Source organism: Romboutsia sp. (genome assembly GCF_056995035.1).
The window spans coordinates 1-21,674 of sequence record NZ_JBXKIW010000020.1; the positions used below are offsets into that span (position 1 = coordinate 1).

Genomic DNA, 21,674 nt, shown 5'->3' on the forward strand with positions numbered 1-21,674 from the left:
GTTTCAATAATTTTCATTATTTTGCTCCTTCGGTGACTTATAATATATTATAAGTCTTTCCAGAGTTCCATCAATTAGCGATATCTTTGCCTGAAAGTTTCTTTAAAAATCGGTAGTTTTTAAATTGCTTCTTCGGCTCCTTATTTAAAAGGTATCTCTCGCTAATCTCACTTGGAGAATATTTTATTTTGATATAATTGTAGTAGCGTAGTTTAACAATGTCAACTTATTTTTATAAAATAAACCCATTTTTTTTAGTATTTATACTTATATTATATTAAGTTTATTTATGATTATAAGTTTTGACACTTTTAAAAACATTTCAAATTCATATCATGTATTTCGGTATCAATGCAGTACAACCTATCACTATATAAAAATAAGAGAGATGAGGGTGTACACCCGCATCTCTCAGTTATTGCTATTTTAATAATAGAGATTTTACCCTATTTATTACAGTATCTTTTATACCCCCACCTACTTGGTATATCTTAATTGCACTTTTTTTAGTTAATACATTTATTTGAGCATCAGATAAACTATTTTGTGCTACCACTATCGGTGCATTATTCTTAGTAGCAAAACTACCCACTACTAAAGCATCTACTAGTGTTTGGTCTTTAGTTACTATTACATTAGTTAAACTACTAGCACTATAGAACTTATCTATTACCTTCGCATTTGTTTCTTTTCTATCAGTCCCACTTATTCTATTAGCTGACATATCCCCCGCTATTACCGCATCTATAGCATCTTTTACCCCATCAGATAATACTGCTTTACCACCTATGAAATAACTATTTTGGATGCTTTCTTCTTTTAAGAAGTTAAATACATTAGTATCTACCTTATCTTTAGCAGTTAATATTATAGGTGATTTATCTCTACCAGCTACAGGTGCTATGCTTAGAGCATCTACCCCACCTACTCCACTTGTAACATATACCTTAGCCACATCCTGTATAGTATCTATATACTTAGCTACAGATAAAGAAGTCTTATATCTATCACTACCCGCTAATCTTGTTATTTTAACACCGGGTACGGCTACTTTTATTTGATTTACTACACTATCTGGTAGTGATGAAGTACCCCCTACTAATACTACCTCTTTCGCCTTTAATCTTACTAGTTCACCCTTAGTTAGAGTAGGTAAGCTAGTATCACTTAATAATACAGGTGCATTTAATATACTCGCTAAAGGCGATGCAGTCAACCCATCTATATAGTGATTTCCGCTCCCATTTATTAATATTACTTTATCAGAAGTAACCCAACCTTCTTTACTTACTTTAACTGCAGTATCATTACGGTCTGTACCTACTAATTGAGTGAAATTACCTTTTACTGTTACATTTATAGTTTTTTGAACTGTGTTATTACCTGAATCCTTTACATTATAAGTTACTGTGTATGTACCTTCTTTTGTAGTATCTACCTTATTACTTACTACAGTTATATTCTTAGTTATATCTCCATCTTCTAAATCACTCGCAGTTACACCAGTTAAAGGATTAAATGTTGAGTTTAGAGTTATAGTTTTATCCACCGCAGTTATTACAGGTAGATTACTTTTTACTGTCACATTTATAGTTTTTTGAACTGTATTATTATCTAAATCTTTTACACTATAAGTTACTGTATATGTACCTTCTTTTGTAGTATTTACATTATTACTTATTACAGTTATATTCTTAGTAATATCTCCATCTTCTGTATCTCTTGCAGTTACACCAGTTAAAGGATTGAATGTTGATTTTAGATTCATAGTTTTATCCACCGCATTTATTACAGGTAAACTGCTCGTAATATCTTTACTACTTATATCACTGTAAGTAGTACCTTTCTTTGCCCTTACTTTTATGTTTATCTTACTACTTGTACCACCTTCAGCTTTAAAACTACCACTATATGTTCTCCAAGTACTGTCATTTACACTATATTCCATACTATCTGAATTAGCTATAACACATTCACTTAATTCTATACCCCTTATAAACATCCTATCCATATTGACAGAATTTGCAGAGTTTTTCTCATATTTAAAAGTTATAGTATTCTCACCATCTTCTAAAATAAGAGGAAGTTCAGTATCTACAACCCCCGAATAATTCTTTACTTTTACCCCATTTAAATACACACTTCCAAAGTCTTTACCTTCTTCAGAGTACACACTCACCCCTACTTTTAATAAATCACCTTTATGAGCTGTCACTTTAAACGTATTAGTCGTAGACTCATTATCCTTTATTTCAGGTGACATCATATCATGTATATTAGCCATTTTATCAACTATATTACGAACTACCCATTTATTATTAGAAAAACTAAACTTTAAAGCTGATGGTATTGTGAAATCCTCATTTATTTTAGATGCATAGGAAGTCACTACCCCATTATCTTTTAATGTTACAGTCGTACCACTCGCAGATATTGTTGGACTAAGTACTAAAGGGTTTACAGTTACAGTTTTCAGAGCTGATGTGAATTTAGAACCCACTACCCCTTTTACTTTGTAAGTTACAGTTGTACTACCTTCTTTTAAACCATTTAAATGATTATTTGCATAAGTTACTATGCTACTATCACCTATCACACAGTCTATATCTTCCATTGGAAATTCTCTATAGTCATAATAAGTAGTACCATCAAAAGTTTGTAATATTCGTATATTCGGAGTGTACGAAATACCTTTTTTTATACCTATATTAGCATCACCATAAGATATAGCAAACTGGTTTATATAATCACTTAAATCACTTCCATTCATAGCATCTAGCATTAATCTATTAGGAGAACCACTAGACACATCTATATAATTAAATGTTATATCAAAATACTTTAAATTCTTTAAATCTTTTATACCTGTTACATCCGTTATGTAATTGTCACATAAAAGTAACTCCTCCAACAAGGTCAATCCACTTATAGGTGTTGTATCTTGTATCTTATTATGATATAGATATAAGCTAGTTAACTTTGTTAATTTATTCGTAACAGATATATCCGAGATCTTATTATAATTTAAACACAAATAAGTCAAATTTGTTAACTTCGTTAATGGTGTTATATTCTCTATATTATTATACGATAAGTCAAGTGTCTTTAAATTGACTAAATTACTCACAGGAGTTATATCACTTATCTTAGTATCATCACACAGGAAATTCTCTAATAGTGGCATATTAGCTACAACAGATATGTTACTTATATTATTCTCACCTACATAAAAGTTAGTTAACTTAGTTAATCCCCCTAGTGTGGATATATCCCCTATATCATTATGCTCTAAATTCAATGAAGTTAAATCAACTAAATCCTTTAAATAAGAAACATCTGACACCTTATTATCTACCAAGTTTAACTCAGTTAACTTTGTCAAACCACTTAAAGCAGATAGATTCGATATATTATTTTGACCTAAGTTTAACTTCGTTAACCCCATCAAACCACTCAATGGAGATATATCCGTTATACCGTTGGCAGTTATCTCTAATGTTGTACTTAAATCTAATGTTGTTAAACTTGTTAATCCACCTATAGTAGGTAAATCTGTATCTGTTACACCTGCATTACATAGATTTAAACTCTTTATATTCGTTAACCCGCTTAATGGAGTGAAACTCACAACACGATTACAGTCAGTTAAATCTAAAGAACCTAAATTAACCGCATACTCTAGACCATTTAAATCTACTACTGAACTCGGCACAGTCAATGTTGTTACAGTAGCTAAATCATCTACTGTAACAGGCTCAGATGCACCCCTCCCTAAACTAGTATTTATAGCACTCAACAACATAGTATCAGGTATATTTACTATATCTGTTCCTAAAAATCTCGGAGTTGCCACACTCTTAATTTTTGAACCATCATCTGTTGTAGGGGTATCAGCATATATACCTCCTACATTACTTAATATTATCGTACCTACCAGTGTCGTTCCCACTGCCTTGTCTTTTATCTTCTTCAAGTACATTAACGCACCTCCTATTTTTTTGTTTTACCTTATATGAATTTCTATTAGGCTATGTAATATACTCCTTAATCATTAATATGCTTACTGAACACCCTTCTCACCTTGTATGGTTTATTAAATAGCATTGATATCCTTTCTACCCCCACCTACTTGGTATATCTTAGATATACTCTTCTTTGATAATACGTCTACTTGGCTAGTAGATAAATTATTTTATGCATTCCTTGCTTCATAATCATTGACTATTTAAATGACAAACTAGGCAAGGATAAATGCTGTTTTTAGAGGTATTGACATTGAATCACCTCTTTGATTTTCTATATTCTAAAATAAATTTTTTGTAGATATCCATATCGTCTTTTGATGGAATATATTCTTCTTATTCTGATATATCAGAATAAGAAGAATATGATTTTATAGGATTTTCATGCTCTTTTTTTACAATTTCAAAAATATTATTTACTCTATCTTCTTAATCTTTAGATACTATTGTTCCAAGTAAATAGAAAAAGGCCATTTCGTATTCCTTCCCCATTATATTTTTATGTACTAATACAAAATAATTATAAATCATGGCCCTTGGCGAAAAATGTCAATATTTGTATTTTTTTAAATATATTTATCAAAAATATATTCCCTTTATGGTAGATAGTTAAAATAATAAAAACTGTTTACTATAGAAGGGAGCATATTTTTATGAAAATAAAATCTAAAATCACATCTTAGCAAAAGTTTTTTGCTGTAAAGGATTACTTAGAAGGCAGCAAAAGTATAAGTCAATTGTAAATGATACTATATAGATGAGCACTAAATGGAAAATAATAATGCACAAAACTAGAGAAAAATCTGCTATCCTTAACCCGGGAGGGATAGCTATGATTTTAAATTTAATAGGACAAATTAATATAATTAAGGCAATGAATTTCAAGCCTAACTACTCAGAATTAGCAAGAGAATATGGAATAGATAAAAGAACTGTAAAAAAGTATTGTGAAGGTTATGAAGGTAAACCTAAAACTAGAAATAAGCCAAGTAAACTAGATAAATATTATGATGAAATAAAAATAAAACTTTCAATAAAAGGAATAACTGTTAAAGCTGTATACGAATATTTCGTGGACAAGAACTACGATATAGGATCTTACTCTAACTTTATGAAATATATTAAATCAAAAGAAATTAAACTATCTAAAAAAACTAAATATCATCCAAAATTTGAAACTCCACCGGGTAAACAAACACAAATTGATGAAATTGGTTATCTACCTATTGATACAGATGCTGCTAATTTATTCTTTCAGCTAATTTCTAAGAGATATGAAAAACACTGTACAATAATAACTATAAATTCTAATTTCTCTAAGTGGTCTGATATATTTGGATCAGCAGCTATAGCAAATGCTATTTTAGATAGATTATTACATCATTCTCATATTATTTCAGTAAAAGGTCTGTCTTATAGGCTAAAATCAAAGCTTCATTATTTAGATAGATCTTCATCCAGAACTTCTTAATAGTAAAATATTTGTGCAAGATTATTTTCCATTTTTAGGACAAAAACATGTTGTAATTTACAGTCAATTAACCAGAGAACTTAATCTATCATTAAATTCAATACAAAGATGGATTGCTATTTTTAAATCTACGTGAGAATCAGAGTTGACCAATTCGTCAAAAAATACACACTATTCTAAAGAATTAAAGTGTGCAGCAGTAAGTGGTTATCTTAGTGGTAATTATTCGAAATTAGATATTTGTAAAAAGTATGAAATTCGTTCTATAACTCAATTATCTAACTGGATTTTGAAGTATAATAGTCATGAAGAAATTAAATATTATCAAACGAAGGTAATTATACCATGACTAAATAAAGAGAAAACCTAAAGAGAAATCCAAAATGAAGAACTTATAAAATGTATTACTCCATTAGAATACAGATCTTATCTTTCTGGTGTTGCTGCATAAATAAAGCGCCAATCATTAGATTGACGCTTTGAAAAAAAATTATTATTTTCACTGTCCACTTGATAGGGAGCAGTTCACTATTATTTAATTAGTTCACTTTTTAGATTTTCAAAGTGATCCTTTGGTAAATGTCTAAGAGTTAAAACTTCAGTTAAACTTTTTCCATAATAATCTATCTTATATGTACATAGATTGTCTTTCCTTTGAAAAAATGAAGATGCAACTGTTATGTCTTCAACTTTATCCATTTTTATAATAGTAATTTTTTTATTAAAAGCTCCCCTTGTTACTATTATCTTTTCTTCACAATATCCTATAGAAGTATTTTTATATTGTAAATAACAAAGTAGAAGTACTAATAACGCTAAAATAATTGATATGTATCCATACCTAAAAATTATACTTAAAGTAATTACAAAAATAGAAGTTATAATTATAGGAAACATAAAAAATCTCTTTCTTCCTTTACTATTAACAGTTTTTAACTCCAAATCCATATTATAATCTGGTACAAGCTTTTCTATTATTTGTTTCGCTTTATCTATTGAGCATATAGGATATAATATAGCTTCTTCTTTATCTTCATTTCCATAACCTACAGTACTTATCTCTACAGAGTAAAATCCGAATAGCTGCCTCATTAAGTTTTGCTTTAAAATTACTGCATTAATTTTATTTATAGGAAGTGAATATTTCTTCTTAGATAATTCACCATATTTAATATTAATACAATTGTCATCTTTGTATATAGTGAAATTACTAAATTTTAAAGTATAATAAAATACAGATAATAATTTAGATATTATATATCCAATTACAATAATTATTACAGCAATCAATATAAAATTTTTTATATTAGCTGTTTGAGATATTTTAGTTCCTATATTAGCGTTTTGAAATATTTTAGTTCCTATTTTATTGTAAAAATTATTATCTATCTTGAACCACTTTAATAAATCATCTAAAAATCCATTTATTGCAAATATTGTACCTATTATAATAGTCGTTGTATTTCTTGTAATAGCGTAAATCACTGTTTCTTTTGTACTTGATTTTATGTAATTCTCTTTTTTGCTTTCACTTTTTGATTTTCCTAAAATATTTTTAATTTCATTTGCTCTTTGCATAGAAACTACTAGACTTATTTCACTTTTAACACTATCTCCTGCTCCACTATCTAGTTTTAATCTAGCTATATTCAAAAACTGATAAAGAACATTTTGTGATATATCTATAGTACTTATCTTAGATACAGGTATTACAGTTATACTTTTATTAAAAAATCCTTTTGTATATTTAATTTCATACTCATCTATTTCATAATATGTATTGTACCAACTAACAATACTAAGTCCAAAGATTAAAACTACTACCCCTATTATAAATATCAATGGATTTATAGGTATTTTAGTGAAAAATAGTAATACAAGCAATAATATATTTTTAACATTTTCTAAAAATTCTTTTACAATAATTATTTTATGATTTCTATTTTTCATTACTATCACCTAAATTTTCTGTGTGTTCTTTAAAGTTCAATTGTATTATTTCCTTTAAATAAGAACTTAAATTTTCTGCTTCTTGCTTGTCCAAATTAGGTATTGTAAAACTTCCTCCAGCAGTAGTTATATTTACATTTGCAAGTCCTAGTGGTCTGTTTATAGGACCTTGACTTATATTAAGATGTTGAATTCTAACAGTTGGAATTAAAGTTCTTTTAACTATATAAATACCTTGTGAAAATTCAACCTTATCTTCGTCTATTTCATAACTCCATTGTTTATATTCAAGCTTTGGATATAATAAAGTGTTTATAAGCTGAAGTAATACAATAATACTAAGTACTAAATCTAATATAAATTTATTTTCTAGCCAATCTAAAAATACAAATCTAGCTACTATTGCTAATACAATGATAATTGCTAAAAATATAGCTCTTGATACAAACCAAGATTTTTTTGCTTTTAAACTAAGTTTATTTTTCATAATATAATTTCCCCTTTTTAAAATAACATATAAAAAGCCTGAGTGATTAATACTCAGGCACACTTATTTCTTTATAGAAATTGGTTGCTGTAATAGTATAATATGGCGTAATCCATAAAAATCCTATACCTAAAGTTATTACACCAAGTATAAACCATCCTATAAAACTAAGGCCTAATTTAAAGAATCTAAATTTATTCCCATTCATTATTCTAGCACTTTCTTTAATAGCCTCTATTGCAGATATATCTTCATTTTCAGCTAGTATATAATATACTTGTGAAAACATTAGGCTTACTATTATTCCAGGAACTATAAGAAGAATAAACCCTATTATAACAGCTATAGAAGTCAATAAATAAGCTACAAATGCCTTACCAAACTTTTTAAATCCCCAAACTATATCCATTATTTTTTCTTCATTTTTTATGAAATTCAAACAAAAACAGCTAATCCCTAATGAAATAGGACCAGATATTATAAAGCTTACAATATCAAATGTAACTTCAACATTATTATTTGACATTGATTCGCTATTAAATCCTATAACAATAGAAGGAATTGTTATTATAGCTAAATATACAAAACAATATAATGCCATTTTTCCCCATCTTCCATTTAACTGCTTTCTTGCTAATGATTTTAATTCACTGTTTGTCATACTAAACACCTCGCTATATAAATTTGTACTATATCTTTAATATATAATATGTTATTAATATATCATATGTGCTTAATAATTTACAGGAAAAATTTTCCCATGGTTATCTTAGAGAACTTGAAAATTATATTTACTCTATATATTGTAATTGAATATATATACTTTCACGATAACGTGACAGCTGAAATTTAATAGTTAACTATAATTAATTGATTTAATTAGTGTAGATTATTTATTAGAGCATGTATACTTTAATTATTTATATAACACTATTATTTTCCAGATACTCTATAAAATATATCATATTAAAAAGGTTATACCATATATCGGTATAACCTCTTTTAATTAACTTAATTATCTGATAAAATACCAAGTTTATCTTTTATACTTGGGTTGTAAAAAGTAACTTAGTATAACTATAAATATCTGTATCACTAAGGCTAGTGCAAATGCCATTATAAAATAATGATAAGCTAACTTGCTAGCAAAATATTCACTACTTATAACTACATAAAGCATTATACTTAATATTTCAGCAATACCTACTTGAATCTTAAAAAATTTAGTATTTCTCTTTTTAATTATATAAATAAATAATGCTAAAAGTAATATAGCTATAACTATTGAAATCATCTTTTGTGTTTGTAAATTCTCTGGTGAAAATATACTATTTTCATATTGATACTTTCTATAATAAATATGATGCATAACACCAGCTTTTTTATTTGTTAGATACTGAATTACAAACACCGCTACAATTATAGCCAGTTGGACAAAATTCAATAATGCATATCCAATACTTTTCAAATTTAAGTTTTTCATAATTTCTACTTAGGTTCTCCTGTTTCTGTAGGATTGCTAGTATCAGTACTCCATCCTATCCATCCATCACTATATAAAGAAGTATTTTTGTGTCCCATAACATTAGAATATGTTAAAACTTCTGCTGCTCTCCAACCACTACCACACATAAATGATAAATGATTGTTAGTGTCTATACCACTTTCTTTCCATAAAGCTTCTATTTCATTTGCATTTCTCATAGTTTTATCTATATTTCTATAGTAATTAAGAGATGTAGATCCTTCTGTTCCTGCATATCCATATACAGCCCCTGGTATACGTCCTTTTTTATCATGGTAGCTATATCCTGATATTTTTCCTATATACTCGTCCCACATACGGTTATCAACTAAAGTAAATTTATCATCTTTTAATTTTTCTTTTAATTCAGGTATAGTAACTACTAAATCAGGATTAGCAGGTATTGTTGCTCCAAAATCTGTTCCTGGAGTTTTTTCATTACTCTTAGTTTCTAGTTCATATCCTGCACTAATCCAAGAATCAGTTCCTCCATTTAATACTCTTACATCATTAACTCCCATATATCTAAGTACTGCTGAAACACGATAAGCTGCCATTGGTTCAGCACCTGTTACTATTATAGTATCATCTTTTGTGAATCCATAATCATTTGCAAATTTAGTTAAATCTTCATCACTTCCTAACATCCAAGTTGGAGGTGGTTCCACAGTATCTGTATTTATATGAACACTCGTTGGTATATGCCCTTTTGCATAACTTTCTGTTTCTTCTCCCCAACTTGCTTCAACTATTTTTATATCTTTTGCATCTTCAAACGTCTCTGGAGTTTTTCCATCTACAACTTCTTTAACTACTTTTGAAGGTACTATCATTTCGTAGTTTTCATATTTTTCAAGTGGTAACTTTTTATCATTTGCCCACTCATCTATATCGTATGTATATAAATTCTTATACCCTTGTTTATTTAAGTAATTTGCAACTTCATTACTAGCTTTACCGTCTGTATCATATAAAACTATATTTTTATCTTTTTCTATTCCTTTTGTCTTTAATGCTTCTTTTAGTATTTTTTCTTTATTTTTATTTTCAACACCTAACCAGTTATAAGAAAAATCTACAGCTTCTGGTATATGTCCACCTCTTTTTTCTCCATTTAAAACCCATCCATTATATGAATCACTTAATCTAGTATCTACAACTACCCAATCATCTTTTTTTAGATTTTTTTGTAACTCTTCTGTTGATATAACATTAGTTTTCACTTCTTCTATTTCAGCTTTTTCACTTTCTTTGTTACTGCATGCAGATAATGTTAGCATACTTGTTATTAAAGTACTTATTAGTGCTATATTTTTAAAATTTTTGTTCAAATTTTCGTACCTTCCTTCTTTATTATTCTTATGCTGTTTATATTTTATCAAATTCATTTTTATTAGTAAACAAATATAGATAATAGCTATGTATATTCATTTCAGCATAGAAAATTTCTATACTTTTACCTTATAACTTATTAATTTAATTTATTAAAATTGAACCCAAAGTTTTGCTACAAAGTTTGCTATAGCTGTAAATAATGAAAATTCATTTCCTCCATATAGTTGTAAGAAATCTCCTGCTGTATTTGCTAACATAGGAATTGTAATTGAAACTAATCCTATTAATATAATCCCACCTAATGCACTTGTAATAACTGCCGCTAAAACTCCACCTCTTTTATTTGCAAATATCGCCCCTGGAGCTACATCAAAATAACACGCTATCGTTAAAGGTATTACAGGGAAAGCTAATTTTCCGGTACTTCCTATTACAAATAAAGTTATTATTGATGTAATCATAGATACAATAAAACCGATTAATAATGCATTTTGCCCATATGGAAATATTATAGGTACATCTAATGCTGGTATCGCACCTGGAACAAGTTTTAAAGATATTCCTCTAAATGCAGGAACTATTTCATTTAACATCATTCTAACTCCTGATAAAAGTACAACTGTACCTCCTGCAAAAGTCATACCTTGAACTAAAGAATATGTAAATATATCAGATTGCGCTAAAATATCAGTTCTCATCTCAGGTCCTATTATACTTAATACTACTATGTACAGTATCATTATAACAATTCCTGATGTAACTGTTGTATCTCTAAAGAAATCTAAACATTTAGGTACTTTTAAATCTTCGCTCGATTTATTAGCATCTCCTATAAATCTACCTATAAAATCGCCTAACAAACAAAACATTGTTGTTGTATGCCCTAAAGTAAATTCATCACTTCCTGTTAAGTTCTTAACCAGTGGTCTAGCTAATGCTGGAGAAACTACCATAACAATAACTTGGAATATAGTCGCAAATATAATTAATGATAAACCACTCATACCTGCTTCTACTCCACTACCTATAAATAGCATTGAAAACCAAAATAATAAATTTCCTGTTAAATAAATAGATTTAAATTTAGTAAATCTAGCTATTATTATATTAATTACTAATCCTAAAAGCATAACTAGTCCTATTTCAAAACCATAATTGCCCATAAAATCACTAAAACTAGCTAAAGTATTACTTCCTTTTATAGAAAATAATTGTGAAAATGCATTTGATAATGGGTTTACTCCTTTTATAACTATGTTTACACCTTCAAATAAAATTAACATACCTATTATAGTCTTAACAGTTCCTTTTACAATTTCACTTATATTTTTCTTTTGTAAAATTAACCCTAGACAAGCTATAATAGCTATGAATAACTCTGGTCTTCTTAATATACCTACGATAAAATTCATTGTGTTTCTCCCTTGTGATTTATTATTTCATTAATTTTTTTATAATCGATAATCCTTTTTCCTCTATTTCTGATTTGTTCATAAAGTTTTCTATTATTATAACTGGGCAAGTAACTTTTTCTTTTATTTGATCTGCTATTTCATTAGATGTAAATATTAAATCTGACATACCTGATGCTACTGATGTTACATCATTTGTAAAAGTTTCAACATCTATACTATGCTTAGACATAACATCATCTAAATTCATTTTTAGTATTAAGCTACTCCCTATTCCAAATCCGCAAACAGTCATTATTTTTAATGCCTTACTCATAATAAATTCTCCTCTATATTTTTAATATTTTTTTATAGCATATAGAAAATCATATTCATTTTAAAATTGTGTATAAATATAATTTTCGTATATGTGCTTCAAAAAAGGCTTCATTATAAATCTTCAATTGAAGACTTTTTTATAATTTGTAATATCTCTTGTTTACAATCACTTTCTTTTAACTTTTCTATATTACTATCTTGTGATAAAAACATAGCTAAATTTTTTATAAATTCTATATGATTTTCTTTACTTGTTGCTGCAAATATAAATACGGTATGCACTGGATCATTATATTTTGAACCAAAATATACAGGTTCGCTGAGAGTTGTTAATGCCATTGAATCTTCTTTAACACTAATATCTGGTTTTGCATGTGCTAATGCAATCCCTGGCATAATAACAATATATGGGCCTAAATCTTTGATAGCTTTTATCATACTATCAGTATAATCTTTAGTGATTTTTCCACTTGTTACTAGGGGTTTAGCGCATTGTTTTATCGCATCTTCCCAATTTGACGTTACTATATTTATTTGTATCATGTCTTTTGTTAATATGTCTCTTAACATTTATTATGTCCTTTCTGCCAATGTTTCCTTTACTATTTGCTAACCTATATTATTTATTACATATTATCACTAAATATATGAGTTATTCAATACTTGGACTTATCAATACACTGATTTATCGTTAAATATATGCACTTAATATATAAAACTTTATAATACTATTATAAATATACTTATAAGAATTTCATAAGTTCTACATAATTTCTATTTATACTTATATATATATTTATTGTGTGAAAGGAGATTAACAATGGCTATTAAAACTCAATCTTTATACGTCAAAGGCATGGTCTGTAATTCTTGCGAAAAGATCATTGAGGAGGATGTAAAAAAACTAGATGGAATTAAAAATGTTAAAGTAAGCTTTAAAACTTTAGTAGTTACAATTAGTTATGACTCAGATAAGTGTTCTTATTCAGATATAAAAAGAATTATAACAGAATGTGGTTATACTGTCATGCCACATTCCAATTCTAATAATAATTCTTCTGAGTTTATAAGAAATGCTATATTAATACTTGGATTAGTTTTTGTTATGACAAAACTTACCTCATTATCAAATTATTTTGATATATCATCAATATTAAATTCAAATGCGACCTACTTCATCATTTTTATAGTTGGGCTTTTATCTTCCCTACATTGTGTTGGTATGTGCGGCGGAATAATGTTATCTCAAAGTCTATCTACTAATAATGTAAAAGCACCTTTATTATATAACTTAGGTAGGGTTATATCTTATACAGTAATAGGAGGAATAATAGGTGCAATAGGATCGGTTTTTTCTGTAAGTACTCAAGCATCAATTATTATCTATATAATAGCTGGAGTTTTTATGATAATTCACGGTGCAAATACTATGGGATTTAAAATTTTTAGAGGTCTTAGTTTTAGATTACCTTTTCTTTCTAAATGCCCAGCACAAACCTCAAATTCTACTCCTTTTTTAGTAGGTTTATTAAATGGCTTTATGCCATGCGGCCCACTACAAACAATGCAATTATTTGCTTTAAGTACAGGTAGTATGACAAAGGGAGCTCTAAGTATGTTTATATTTTCCGTAGGAACAGTTCCTTTAATGTTATTGTTTGGTTATATGGCAAATTTATTAAGTAAGAATACTAGTAAAAAACTAATACAATTTAGCGGTGCTTTAATAGTAATTTTAGGTTTAATTACAGCAAATAGGGGTATTTCATTAGCTGGAGTAAATTTAAATCCACTAAATGTTTACGATAACTATGCCTCATCATCTGGCAATGCTTCACAGGACCTCGATGAAGATTCTGGAATTGCAACCATTAAGGATGGCGTTCAAACAGTTAAAATTACTGCTGATTATTCTGGTTATTCTCCAACTCCATTGTATATTCAAAAGAATATACCAACTAAACTTATTATAGATGGAAAACAATTAACAGGATGTAATAATACAATAGTTATACCTTCATTAAATATACAAAAAGAATTAAAAGAAGGTGAAAATATAATAGAATTTACTCCTGGTAATACAGATATAGACTATAGTTGTTGGATGGGTATGATTAGTGGTAATATTATAGTTGTAGATGAGTTACCTAGCATATAATAAACAAATTAAGCCAATTATAAAAACAGCATCTTTTACGAATAGATGCTGTTTTTTACAAGAAATATAAGTAGGAGGTTTATTATAAATGAATAAATTAAATGTTTTAGTCGTAGAAGATGAAATTAATATAAATGATGTTATAAAGCGTTATTTAGAAAAAGAAGGTTATATTGTATATCAATCATTTGATGGCAAAAGTGCACTTGAAGTTTTTGATAAGTACAATCCTAATATTATTATTTTAGATATAATGCTTCCAGATATATTAGGAACACAAGTGTGTAAGGAAATTAGAGAAAAATCAAATGCACATATAATAATGCTTACAGCTAAAAGCGATGAAACAAGTGTTATAGAAGGTTTAAATATAGGGGCTGATGAATATCTAACCAAACCATTTAGCGCTCGTGAATTAGTTGCAAGAATAAATGCTATTTCTAGAAGATTAAGTAAAGATAATAATGAAAACTTTGATAATATATATTATTTTAATAACAATGAATTAATAATAGATTCTGATAAATATGAAGTGAAAAAGTCTGGAAAATTAGTTAATCTAACAGCTACAGAGTATAAAATATTATTAAATATGGCTAAATATCCTAATAAAGTTTTTACTAGAGAAGGGTTAGTAGTTTGTTCTTTTGGGTATGATTATGATGGAATAGATAGAGTTATAGATGCTCATATAAAAAATATAAGACAAAAAATAGAAGATGATGTTAAAAATCCAGTATATATTACTACAGTTTATGGAATAGGATACAAGTTTTCAGGAAATGGCAAATGATTAAAATTAAATTAAAATACAAATTAACTTTATCTTATATTTTAATTGCCATTATAAGTATTTTAATAGTAGCATTTATTGGCAATACATTATCTCAAACTAAGTTTAAAAAATATGTACTTGAACAAAGAAAACATGTTAATCAGTCAGTAGTAAATGATATAAAAAATAGTTACAAAACTTATAATAAATGGACTATACGTGACATTGAACACATAGGAAAAGATGCATTGGATAAAGGATTGATATTAACTTTAAATGATGGTCATGGAAAATCTATTTGGGATGCCAGAGAATATAATTCACAACAATGTGAGTTTACACTAGATAATATGAGCGAACATATGATGATGTATTTTCCTAATTGGAAAGGTAAATATACTACAAAAGAATATGATATTACTGTAGAAAACAAGAAGGTTGGTACTTTATCTATAGGGTCTTATCCAGATTATTATAGTGACAATGATATTTTATATCTAAAAACATTAAATAAGATTTTGATATATTCAGTATTTATAGCTTTAATAGTTTCTATTATATTAGGATTATTAGTAACTAATAATATAGTCAGACCTATATCTAAAGTTGTAAAAAGTACAAAAAATATTTCAAAAGGAAACTACAACGAAAGAATAGATGAAAATGTTGATACCATTGAATTAAATGATCTTATTCTAGGGATTAATAATTTAGCACAATCCCTACAAGAACAAGAAAATATAAGAAAAAATTTAACAAAGGATGTATCTCATGAATTAAAAACACCACTTACCTCATTACAAATAAACTTAGAAGCTTTAATTGATGGTATATTAGAACCTACTACAGAGAGATTGTCTATTTGTTATGAAGAAATTTTAAGACTGACTAGATTAGTAAGAGATTTAGAAAAATTATATATGTATGAACAAAATGATACGAATATAAATAAAACAGAATTTAATATAGAATATCTCATAAAAAATGTCATTACTAATTTTGAAAGTGAATGCAAAAGAAAAAATATAAATATTAGCTTTAATAGCAGTAGTTTAATTATAAATGCAGATAAAGATAAAATAACTCAAGTTATAATAAACTTATTATCTAATGCAATAAAGTATACACATGAAGGTGGAAATATATTTATAGAAACATATAATGTTGATAATGGAATCAAATTAGTTATAGAAGATAATGGAATTGGAATATCAGAAGAAGACTTACCTTATATATTCGAAAGGTTTTATAGATCTGATAAATCTAGAACTAGACTTACAGGTGGTGCAGGTATAGGACTTAGTATAGCTAAAGCTATAATTAATTCTCATAATGGAACTATTGATGTAGAAAGTAAGATAGGACAAGGTACAAAATTTATATTATATATACCAAATTAGTCTATAAATAACTTTGTGTATTTTTTATGAAGAAATAAGAAATAACAATTTATGCATGGATTCATTCTTAGGTGTATTGATATTTGATTACACCTTTATAACTATATAGACATTCTCAAATAAAGTAAGTGTATCTTTTTTCATTAAAGCTATTGCTTGAAAATTTAAAATATATTTCAAAAAAGAGATTTTAAAAATCTCTTTTTTGAAATATAAAAACATAAATATTTTAAATATACTTACAAACCTCATCAGCAAACTCATCAGTACTAGTGCTACCTCCAAGATCCACAGTAAGCTTTTCTCCTCTTAAAAACACCTCTGCCAAAGCATCCTCAATCTTTTTCGCACTATCATACTCACCTAAATATCTAAGCATCATAACTGCAGATTGAATAAGAGCAGTAGGATTAGCCTTATTTTGACCTGCTATCTGAGGTGCACTTCCGTGTACTGCCTCAAATACAGCATATTCCTTGCCAATATTAGCCCCAGGTATTATACCAAGCCCTCCAACAAGACCTGAACATAAATCAGATAATATATCTCCATAAAGATTTGGCATTACCATAACATCATATTTTTCTGGATTCAAAACAAGGTTCATAGCCGCTGCATCTACTATTAAATCATCAGATTCTATATCATACTTTGATGATACCTCTCTGAATACATCTAAAAATAATCCATCTGATAACTTCATTATATTTGCCTTGTGTACTGCAGTTAGCTTGTTTCTTTTATTATCTTTTACATAGTTACAAGCGAAATCTGCTATTCTTTCACTTGCTCCTCTTGTTATTATTTTTATACTTTCAGCCCCATAGTCACCAAGTTTGTGCTCTATTCCTGCATATAAGTCTTCTGTATTTTCTCTAACTATTACTAAATCTACATTTTCATATCTACTTTTTATCCCCTTGAAGCTTTTAACAGGTCTTAAATTTACATATAAATCTAATTCTTGTCTAAGTGTTACATTTACACTTCTAAAACCCTTACCGACAGGTGTAGTTACTGGTCCTTTTATTGCTATTTTATTCTTTTTTATAGTATCTATTACATGCGATGGAAGTGGAGTACCATACTCCTCCATCACACCTTCTCCTGCATTTACTTCTTCCCATTCTATGTTAACTCCAGTAGCTTCGACTACCTTTGTCATAGCCTTTGCTACCTCTGGTCCTATGCCATCTCCTGGTATAAGTGTTATTTTATACATACCCTAATCCCTCCAGTTTTTTAGCTACTCAACTTGCTTTATATCAATAGTCCTTCTGCTTGAATCTTTGTATATTTCAATTTCCCTCCAGCTTTTAGTATTTCTACTTCTTTTGATGATAAGTCTAATTTAACTTTAAATGAGTTTCCTTTAGTAGCATTTTTTACTTCTAACTCATTAGAATCTAACTTATCTAGTATATCTGCTATTTCCAATTTATCTAAAAGATCTAGTTCTTCATGATCTTTACTATCAGAAAATTCCATAGGTATTATTCCACTATTTATTAAATTTGCTTTATGAATTCTTGCAAAACTTTTTACTATTACTCCTTTAACTCCAAGATAAAGAGGCGCTAAGGCTGCATGTTCTCTACTTGAACCTTGACCATAATTTTCTCCTCCAACTATAAATCCACCATCATTATCCTTTGCTCTTTTTGGGAATTTGGTATCTATAGTATTGAAGCAATAATTTGAAAGATGAGGTATATTACTTCTAAATGGAAGTAGTTTTGAATCTGATGGCATTATATGGTCGGTTGTGATATTATCCTCTGCTTTTAATATAATTTTCCCTTCTAATACTTCTCCTAATTCTGTATTAACAGGGAATGGTTTTATATTTGGTCCTCTAACAACTTCTACATTTTCTCCATCAATTGAAGGTTTTACAATCATGCTATCATCTATTAAAAATCTATCTACTGTTAAATTTTCAAATTTAACATCAAATTTTCTTGGATCTGTTAATTTTCCATATATAGCACTTACTGCTGCCACTTCTGGACTTACTAGATATACATTTGCTGATAATGTTCCACTTCTACCATAGAAGTTTCTGTTAAATGTTCTTAGTGAAATTGAATTAGTTCCAGGAGATTGACCCATTCCTATACATGGACCACATGAATTTTCTAAAATTCTAGCTCCTGAGCTTATTATATCTGCCAAAGCTCCATTTCTAGCTAGCATTTCCATAACTTGTCTAGAACCCGGAGCTATAACTAAACTTACATTTTTGTGAATCTTATGCTCTTTTAATATTTGAGCTACCTTCATCAAGTCTTCATATGAAGAATTTGTACAACTTCCTATTGCAACTTGATCTACCTTAATCTCTCCGATATTTTCAACCTCATCTACATTGTCTGGGCTATGAGGTATAGCTGCTAATGGTTTTAACTGTGATAAATCTATAGTAATTTCTTCATCGTAAGTTGCATCATCATCTGCTTTTAATTCTAACCATTCATCTTCTCTACCTTGAGCTTTGAAAAATTCTAATGTTTTTTCATCACTCGGGAAGATAGAAGTTGTAGCTCCTAATTCTGCCCCCATATTTGTTATCGTTGCTCTTTGAGGTACTGATAAGTATCTTAAACTTTCTCCACAATATTCAAAAACTTTGCCTACTCCACCCTTAACACTTACTTTTCTAAGCACCTCTAATATAATATCCTTAGACGATACCATGTTGTTTAGATTTCCTATTAAATTTACCTTACAAACCTTAGGTGTATTTATATAATATGTTCCTCCAGCCATTGCCAAAGCAACATCAAGTCCACCTGCTCCAATAGCAATCATACCTACTCCACCAGCAGTTGGAGTATGGCTATCCGACCCTAAAAGTGTATCTCCAGGAGTTGAAAATCTCTCTAAAAATACTTGATGACAGATCCCATTTCCTGGTCTTGAGAAATATACTCCATACTTATCTGCTACTGTTTGTATATATCTGTGATCATCTGCATTTTCAAATCCTTGTTGTAGCATATTATGATCTACAAAAGCTACACTTCTCTTTGTTCTTACTTTATCTATACCTATCGCTTCTAATTGAAGATATGCCATAGTTCCTGTTGAATCTTGAGTTAGCGTTTGGTCTATTTTTATCCCTACTGAATTATCAGCGCTAATATTTCCTTCTACTAAATGTTTTTTTAAAATTTTATAAACTAAATTTTCTGCCAATGTTTTTACCCCCTATTTAAATTTTGATAACTTAGTAAATCATAGTATATTTGAACTATTTCTTTATCAAATAGGCTTCTTTTCATCCCTATAGAAAAAGATCTAACCTTTTCTAATAATTCAGTTGCCATAATATCTGAAAGCTCAATGTTATATTCTTGAAACTTATTTACTATAGCCGCTTTTCCTGAGTGTTTTCCTATTACAATTTGTCTCTCGAGTCCTACTTCACTTGGATCAAAAGCTTCATAGTTTGTAGGATTTTTTAAAGCTCCATCTGCATGTATCCCTGATTCATGTCTAAACATGTTACTTCCAACTATTGCCTTCCATGCAGGAAGTTCTCTTCCTGATGCTCTTGAAACATACTCAGATAACTCTTTAAACTTTCTTGTATCTATATTTACACCATATCCATAAACATATTTAAGAGACATTAATACTTCTTCTAAAGCTGCATTCCCAGCTCTTTCCCCTAGTCCATTAACTGTAACGCCTATATAATTTGCACCTCCTACTACTCCAGCTAAAGCATTCGCAGTTGCCATTCCAAAATCATTATGAGTATGCATCTCTATATCAAATTTAGTTCTTTCATATAGAGTTTCTATATTTTTTCGACTTGTAAATGGCTCCATTACCCCTACTGTATCACAGTATCTAAATCTATCCGCTCCTGCACCTTTTGCAGCTTCTATAAATTCAGTTAAGAAGTCTAAATCTGCTCTAGATGAATCTTCTCCATTTACAGATACGTATAATCCATTTTGTTTTGCATATTCGACAGATTTTACCATGTTTTCTATTACCCATTCTCTAGATGTTTTTAATTTGTTCTTTATATGAATATCTGATACCGATAAAGATATCGCTACAGCATCTACTCCACAATCAATAGATTGTTCTATGTCTTTTATTACAGCTCTATTCCATGCCATAATACTAGGTTTTAAATTTCTTTTACAGATAGCCTTAATTGTATCTTTTTCATCTCCACCCATGGCTGGTATCCCAACTTCTAATTGATTTATGCCAAGGTCACTTAACATTTGTGCTATCATGACCTTTTCATGGTTTGCAAATACAACACCTGCAGTTTGTTCACCATCTCTTAAAGTTGTATCTACTATTTTAATTTCTTTAGAATTTATCTTATCTACTATACACATATCTCTTTGCCCCCTTAATTTTATTAGCTAATGTATGAATCTCTAAAATCTATATATTCAACCTTCATATAATTAACTTATTTTTTGATTTTTGCATGATTTTTTATAAATATTTCATTTTATTTAATCACACTCCTAAAACAAATTAATTGTTTTCACCTTAAACATATTATATTACACACTTTATAAATATGCACTATATTTTTTATTTTTTTTATAAATACAAATAAATGAATTATTTTTATATAATAATTCATTTATTTGTATTTATAACTTATAATATTACTTCTTATATCGATGTAGAAAATAATGTAGGACAAGGTACAAAATTTATATTGTATATACCAAATTACTCTATAAATAACTTCATTTAAAATACGCCAGTACTTATAAGTACTGGCGTATTTTAAATGAAGTTATTTATAGAGTAATTTGGTATATACAATATAAATTT

The 21,674-nt window shown here is 28.4% G+C and carries 17 protein-coding genes, 1 pseudogene and 1 riboswitch; of the genes and pseudogenes, 6 read left to right on the forward strand and 12 right to left on the reverse strand.

Annotated elements, in window-relative coordinates:
* Positions 1–68: 68 nt before the first annotated feature.
* A riboswitch (glycine riboswitch) is annotated at positions 69–171 on the reverse strand.
* Positions 172–421: 250 nt separating this feature from the next.
* Positions 422–3,979, reverse strand: a complete 3,558-nt coding sequence (locus AC11VW_RS02595; RefSeq protein WP_484299832.1) for a cell wall-binding repeat-containing protein — start codon at positions 3,977–3,979, stop codon at positions 422–424.
* A gap of 875 nt (positions 3,980–4,854) precedes the next feature.
* Between AC11VW_RS02595 and AC11VW_RS02600 the strand changes: the two are divergent.
* The 3 genes and pseudogenes from AC11VW_RS02600 to AC11VW_RS02610 form a co-directional block, all read left to right on the forward strand.
* Positions 4,855–5,229: pseudogene (locus AC11VW_RS02600) on the forward strand (IS21 family transposase); the annotation flags it as partial.
* 3 nt (positions 5,230–5,232) lie between these two features.
* Entirely contained in the window at positions 5,233–5,493 is a 261-nt protein-coding gene (locus AC11VW_RS02605; protein WP_484299848.1) for an ATP-binding protein, read from the forward strand.
* 145 nt (positions 5,494–5,638) lie between these two features.
* Positions 5,639–5,842, forward strand: coding sequence for a transposase (locus tag AC11VW_RS02610; protein WP_484299833.1), 204 nt, complete (start codon positions 5,639–5,641; stop codon positions 5,840–5,842).
* A 182-nt stretch (positions 5,843–6,024) separates the two neighbouring features.
* Here AC11VW_RS02610 and AC11VW_RS02615 read toward each other — a convergent pair whose 3' ends face one another.
* The 8 genes from AC11VW_RS02615 to AC11VW_RS02650 all read right to left on the reverse strand — a co-directional run bounded on the left by AC11VW_RS02615 (position 6,025) and on the right by AC11VW_RS02650 (position 13,090).
* On the reverse strand, positions 6,025–7,443 hold the full coding sequence (locus AC11VW_RS02615; RefSeq protein ID WP_484299834.1) for a PH domain-containing protein: 1,419 nt from the start codon (positions 7,441–7,443) through the stop codon (positions 6,025–6,027).
* Entirely contained in the window at positions 7,433–7,930 is a 498-nt protein-coding gene (locus AC11VW_RS02620) for a PH domain-containing protein (protein ID WP_484299835.1), read from the reverse strand. Before AC11VW_RS02620 ends, AC11VW_RS02615 begins: the two co-directional genes overlap by 11 nt.
* A gap of 46 nt (positions 7,931–7,976) precedes the next feature.
* Positions 7,977–8,591 carry a DUF975 family protein gene (locus tag AC11VW_RS02625; RefSeq protein ID WP_484299836.1) on the reverse strand — a complete coding sequence of 205 codons (615 nt, stop codon included), beginning with the start codon at positions 8,589–8,591 and terminating at the stop codon, positions 7,977–7,979.
* A gap of 375 nt (positions 8,592–8,966) precedes the next feature.
* The gene (locus AC11VW_RS02630; RefSeq protein ID WP_484299837.1) at positions 8,967–9,413 is read right to left on the reverse strand and encodes a hypothetical protein; all 447 of its coding nucleotides are present in this window, start codon (positions 9,411–9,413) and stop codon (positions 8,967–8,969) included.
* A gap of 5 nt (positions 9,414–9,418) precedes the next feature.
* On the reverse strand, positions 9,419–10,786 hold the full coding sequence (locus AC11VW_RS02635; protein ID WP_484299838.1) for a rhodanese-like domain-containing protein: 1,368 nt from the start codon (positions 10,784–10,786) through the stop codon (positions 9,419–9,421).
* A 153-nt stretch (positions 10,787–10,939) separates the two neighbouring features.
* Complete coding sequence (locus AC11VW_RS02640; protein WP_484299839.1) at positions 10,940–12,202, reverse strand: PTS ascorbate transporter subunit IIC; 1,263 nt, start codon at positions 12,200–12,202, stop codon at positions 10,940–10,942.
* A gap of 22 nt (positions 12,203–12,224) precedes the next feature.
* A complete protein-coding gene (locus AC11VW_RS02645; protein WP_484299840.1) occupies positions 12,225–12,518 on the reverse strand; it encodes a PTS sugar transporter subunit IIB in 294 nt (97 codons plus the stop codon).
* A 113-nt stretch (positions 12,519–12,631) separates the two neighbouring features.
* A complete protein-coding gene (locus tag AC11VW_RS02650) occupies positions 12,632–13,090 on the reverse strand; it encodes a PTS sugar transporter subunit IIA (protein WP_484299841.1) in 459 nt (152 codons plus the stop codon).
* 250 nt (positions 13,091–13,340) lie between these two features.
* Here AC11VW_RS02650 and AC11VW_RS02655 point away from each other — a divergent pair, with 250 nt between their 5' ends.
* The 3 genes from AC11VW_RS02655 to AC11VW_RS02665 all read left to right on the forward strand — a co-directional run bounded on the left by AC11VW_RS02655 (position 13,341) and on the right by AC11VW_RS02665 (position 16,853).
* Positions 13,341–14,678 (forward strand): urease accessory protein UreH domain-containing protein, encoded by a 1,338-nt coding sequence (locus tag AC11VW_RS02655; protein WP_484299842.1) that lies wholly within the window; start codon positions 13,341–13,343, stop codon positions 14,676–14,678.
* An 88-nt stretch (positions 14,679–14,766) separates the two neighbouring features.
* Positions 14,767–15,471 carry a response regulator transcription factor gene (locus AC11VW_RS02660; protein WP_484299843.1) on the forward strand — a complete coding sequence of 235 codons (705 nt, stop codon included), beginning with the start codon at positions 14,767–14,769 and terminating at the stop codon, positions 15,469–15,471.
* Positions 15,468–16,853 (forward strand): sensor histidine kinase, encoded by a 1,386-nt coding sequence (locus tag AC11VW_RS02665; RefSeq protein ID WP_484299844.1) that lies wholly within the window; start codon positions 15,468–15,470, stop codon positions 16,851–16,853. Before AC11VW_RS02660 ends, AC11VW_RS02665 begins: the two co-directional genes overlap by 4 nt.
* Before the next feature lie 229 nt (positions 16,854–17,082).
* On the opposite strand, the gene AC11VW_RS02670 is transcribed toward AC11VW_RS02665, so the two are convergent.
* From AC11VW_RS02670 to nifV, 3 genes are read right to left on the reverse strand one after another with little or no spacing between them, the layout of a single operon-like run.
* Entirely contained in the window at positions 17,083–18,075 is a 993-nt protein-coding gene (locus AC11VW_RS02670; RefSeq protein WP_484299845.1) for an isocitrate/isopropylmalate dehydrogenase family protein, read from the reverse strand.
* A gap of 38 nt (positions 18,076–18,113) precedes the next feature.
* Positions 18,114–20,051, reverse strand: a complete 1,938-nt coding sequence (locus tag AC11VW_RS02675) for an aconitate hydratase (RefSeq protein ID WP_484299846.1) — start codon at positions 20,049–20,051, stop codon at positions 18,114–18,116.
* Between the two features lie 5 nt (positions 20,052–20,056).
* Positions 20,057–21,220 carry a homocitrate synthase gene (nifV, locus tag AC11VW_RS02680; protein WP_484299847.1) on the reverse strand — a complete coding sequence of 388 codons (1,164 nt, stop codon included), beginning with the start codon at positions 21,218–21,220 and terminating at the stop codon, positions 20,057–20,059.
* Positions 21,221–21,674 lie beyond the last annotated feature (454 nt).

What these genes read in the sequence shown, in the direction of transcription:
- AC11VW_RS02595 (WP_484299832.1), bottom strand. Translation starts at nt 3,979, where the DNA reads ATGTACTTGAAGAAGATAAAAGACAAGGCAGTGGGAACGACACTGGTA.
- AC11VW_RS02615 (WP_484299834.1), bottom strand. Translation starts at nt 7,443, where the DNA reads ATGAAAAATAGAAATCATAAAATAATTATTGTAAAAGAATTTTTAGAA.
- AC11VW_RS02620 (WP_484299835.1), bottom strand. Translation starts at nt 7,930, where the DNA reads ATGAAAAATAAACTTAGTTTAAAAGCAAAAAAATCTTGGTTTGTATCA.
- AC11VW_RS02625 (WP_484299836.1), bottom strand. Translation starts at nt 8,591, where the DNA reads ATGACAAACAGTGAATTAAAATCATTAGCAAGAAAGCAGTTAAATGGA.
- AC11VW_RS02630 (WP_484299837.1), bottom strand. Translation starts at nt 9,413, where the DNA reads ATGAAAAACTTAAATTTGAAAAGTATTGGATATGCATTATTGAATTTT.
- AC11VW_RS02640 (WP_484299839.1), bottom strand. Translation starts at nt 12,202, where the DNA reads ATGAATTTTATCGTAGGTATATTAAGAAGACCAGAGTTATTCATAGCT.
- AC11VW_RS02645 (WP_484299840.1), bottom strand. Translation starts at nt 12,518, where the DNA reads ATGAGTAAGGCATTAAAAATAATGACTGTTTGCGGATTTGGAATAGGG.
- AC11VW_RS02650 (WP_484299841.1), bottom strand. Translation starts at nt 13,090, where the DNA reads ATGTTAAGAGACATATTAACAAAAGACATGATACAAATAAATATAGTA.
- AC11VW_RS02655 (WP_484299842.1), top strand. Translation starts at nt 13,341, where the DNA reads ATGGCTATTAAAACTCAATCTTTATACGTCAAAGGCATGGTCTGTAAT.
- AC11VW_RS02660 (WP_484299843.1), top strand. Translation starts at nt 14,767, where the DNA reads ATGAATAAATTAAATGTTTTAGTCGTAGAAGATGAAATTAATATAAAT.
- AC11VW_RS02665 (WP_484299844.1), top strand. Translation starts at nt 15,468, where the DNA reads ATGATTAAAATTAAATTAAAATACAAATTAACTTTATCTTATATTTTA.
- AC11VW_RS02670 (WP_484299845.1), bottom strand. Translation starts at nt 18,075, where the DNA reads ATGTATAAAATAACACTTATACCAGGAGATGGCATAGGACCAGAGGTA.
- nifV (WP_484299847.1), bottom strand. Translation starts at nt 21,220, where the DNA reads ATGTGTATAGTAGATAAGATAAATTCTAAAGAAATTAAAATAGTAGAT.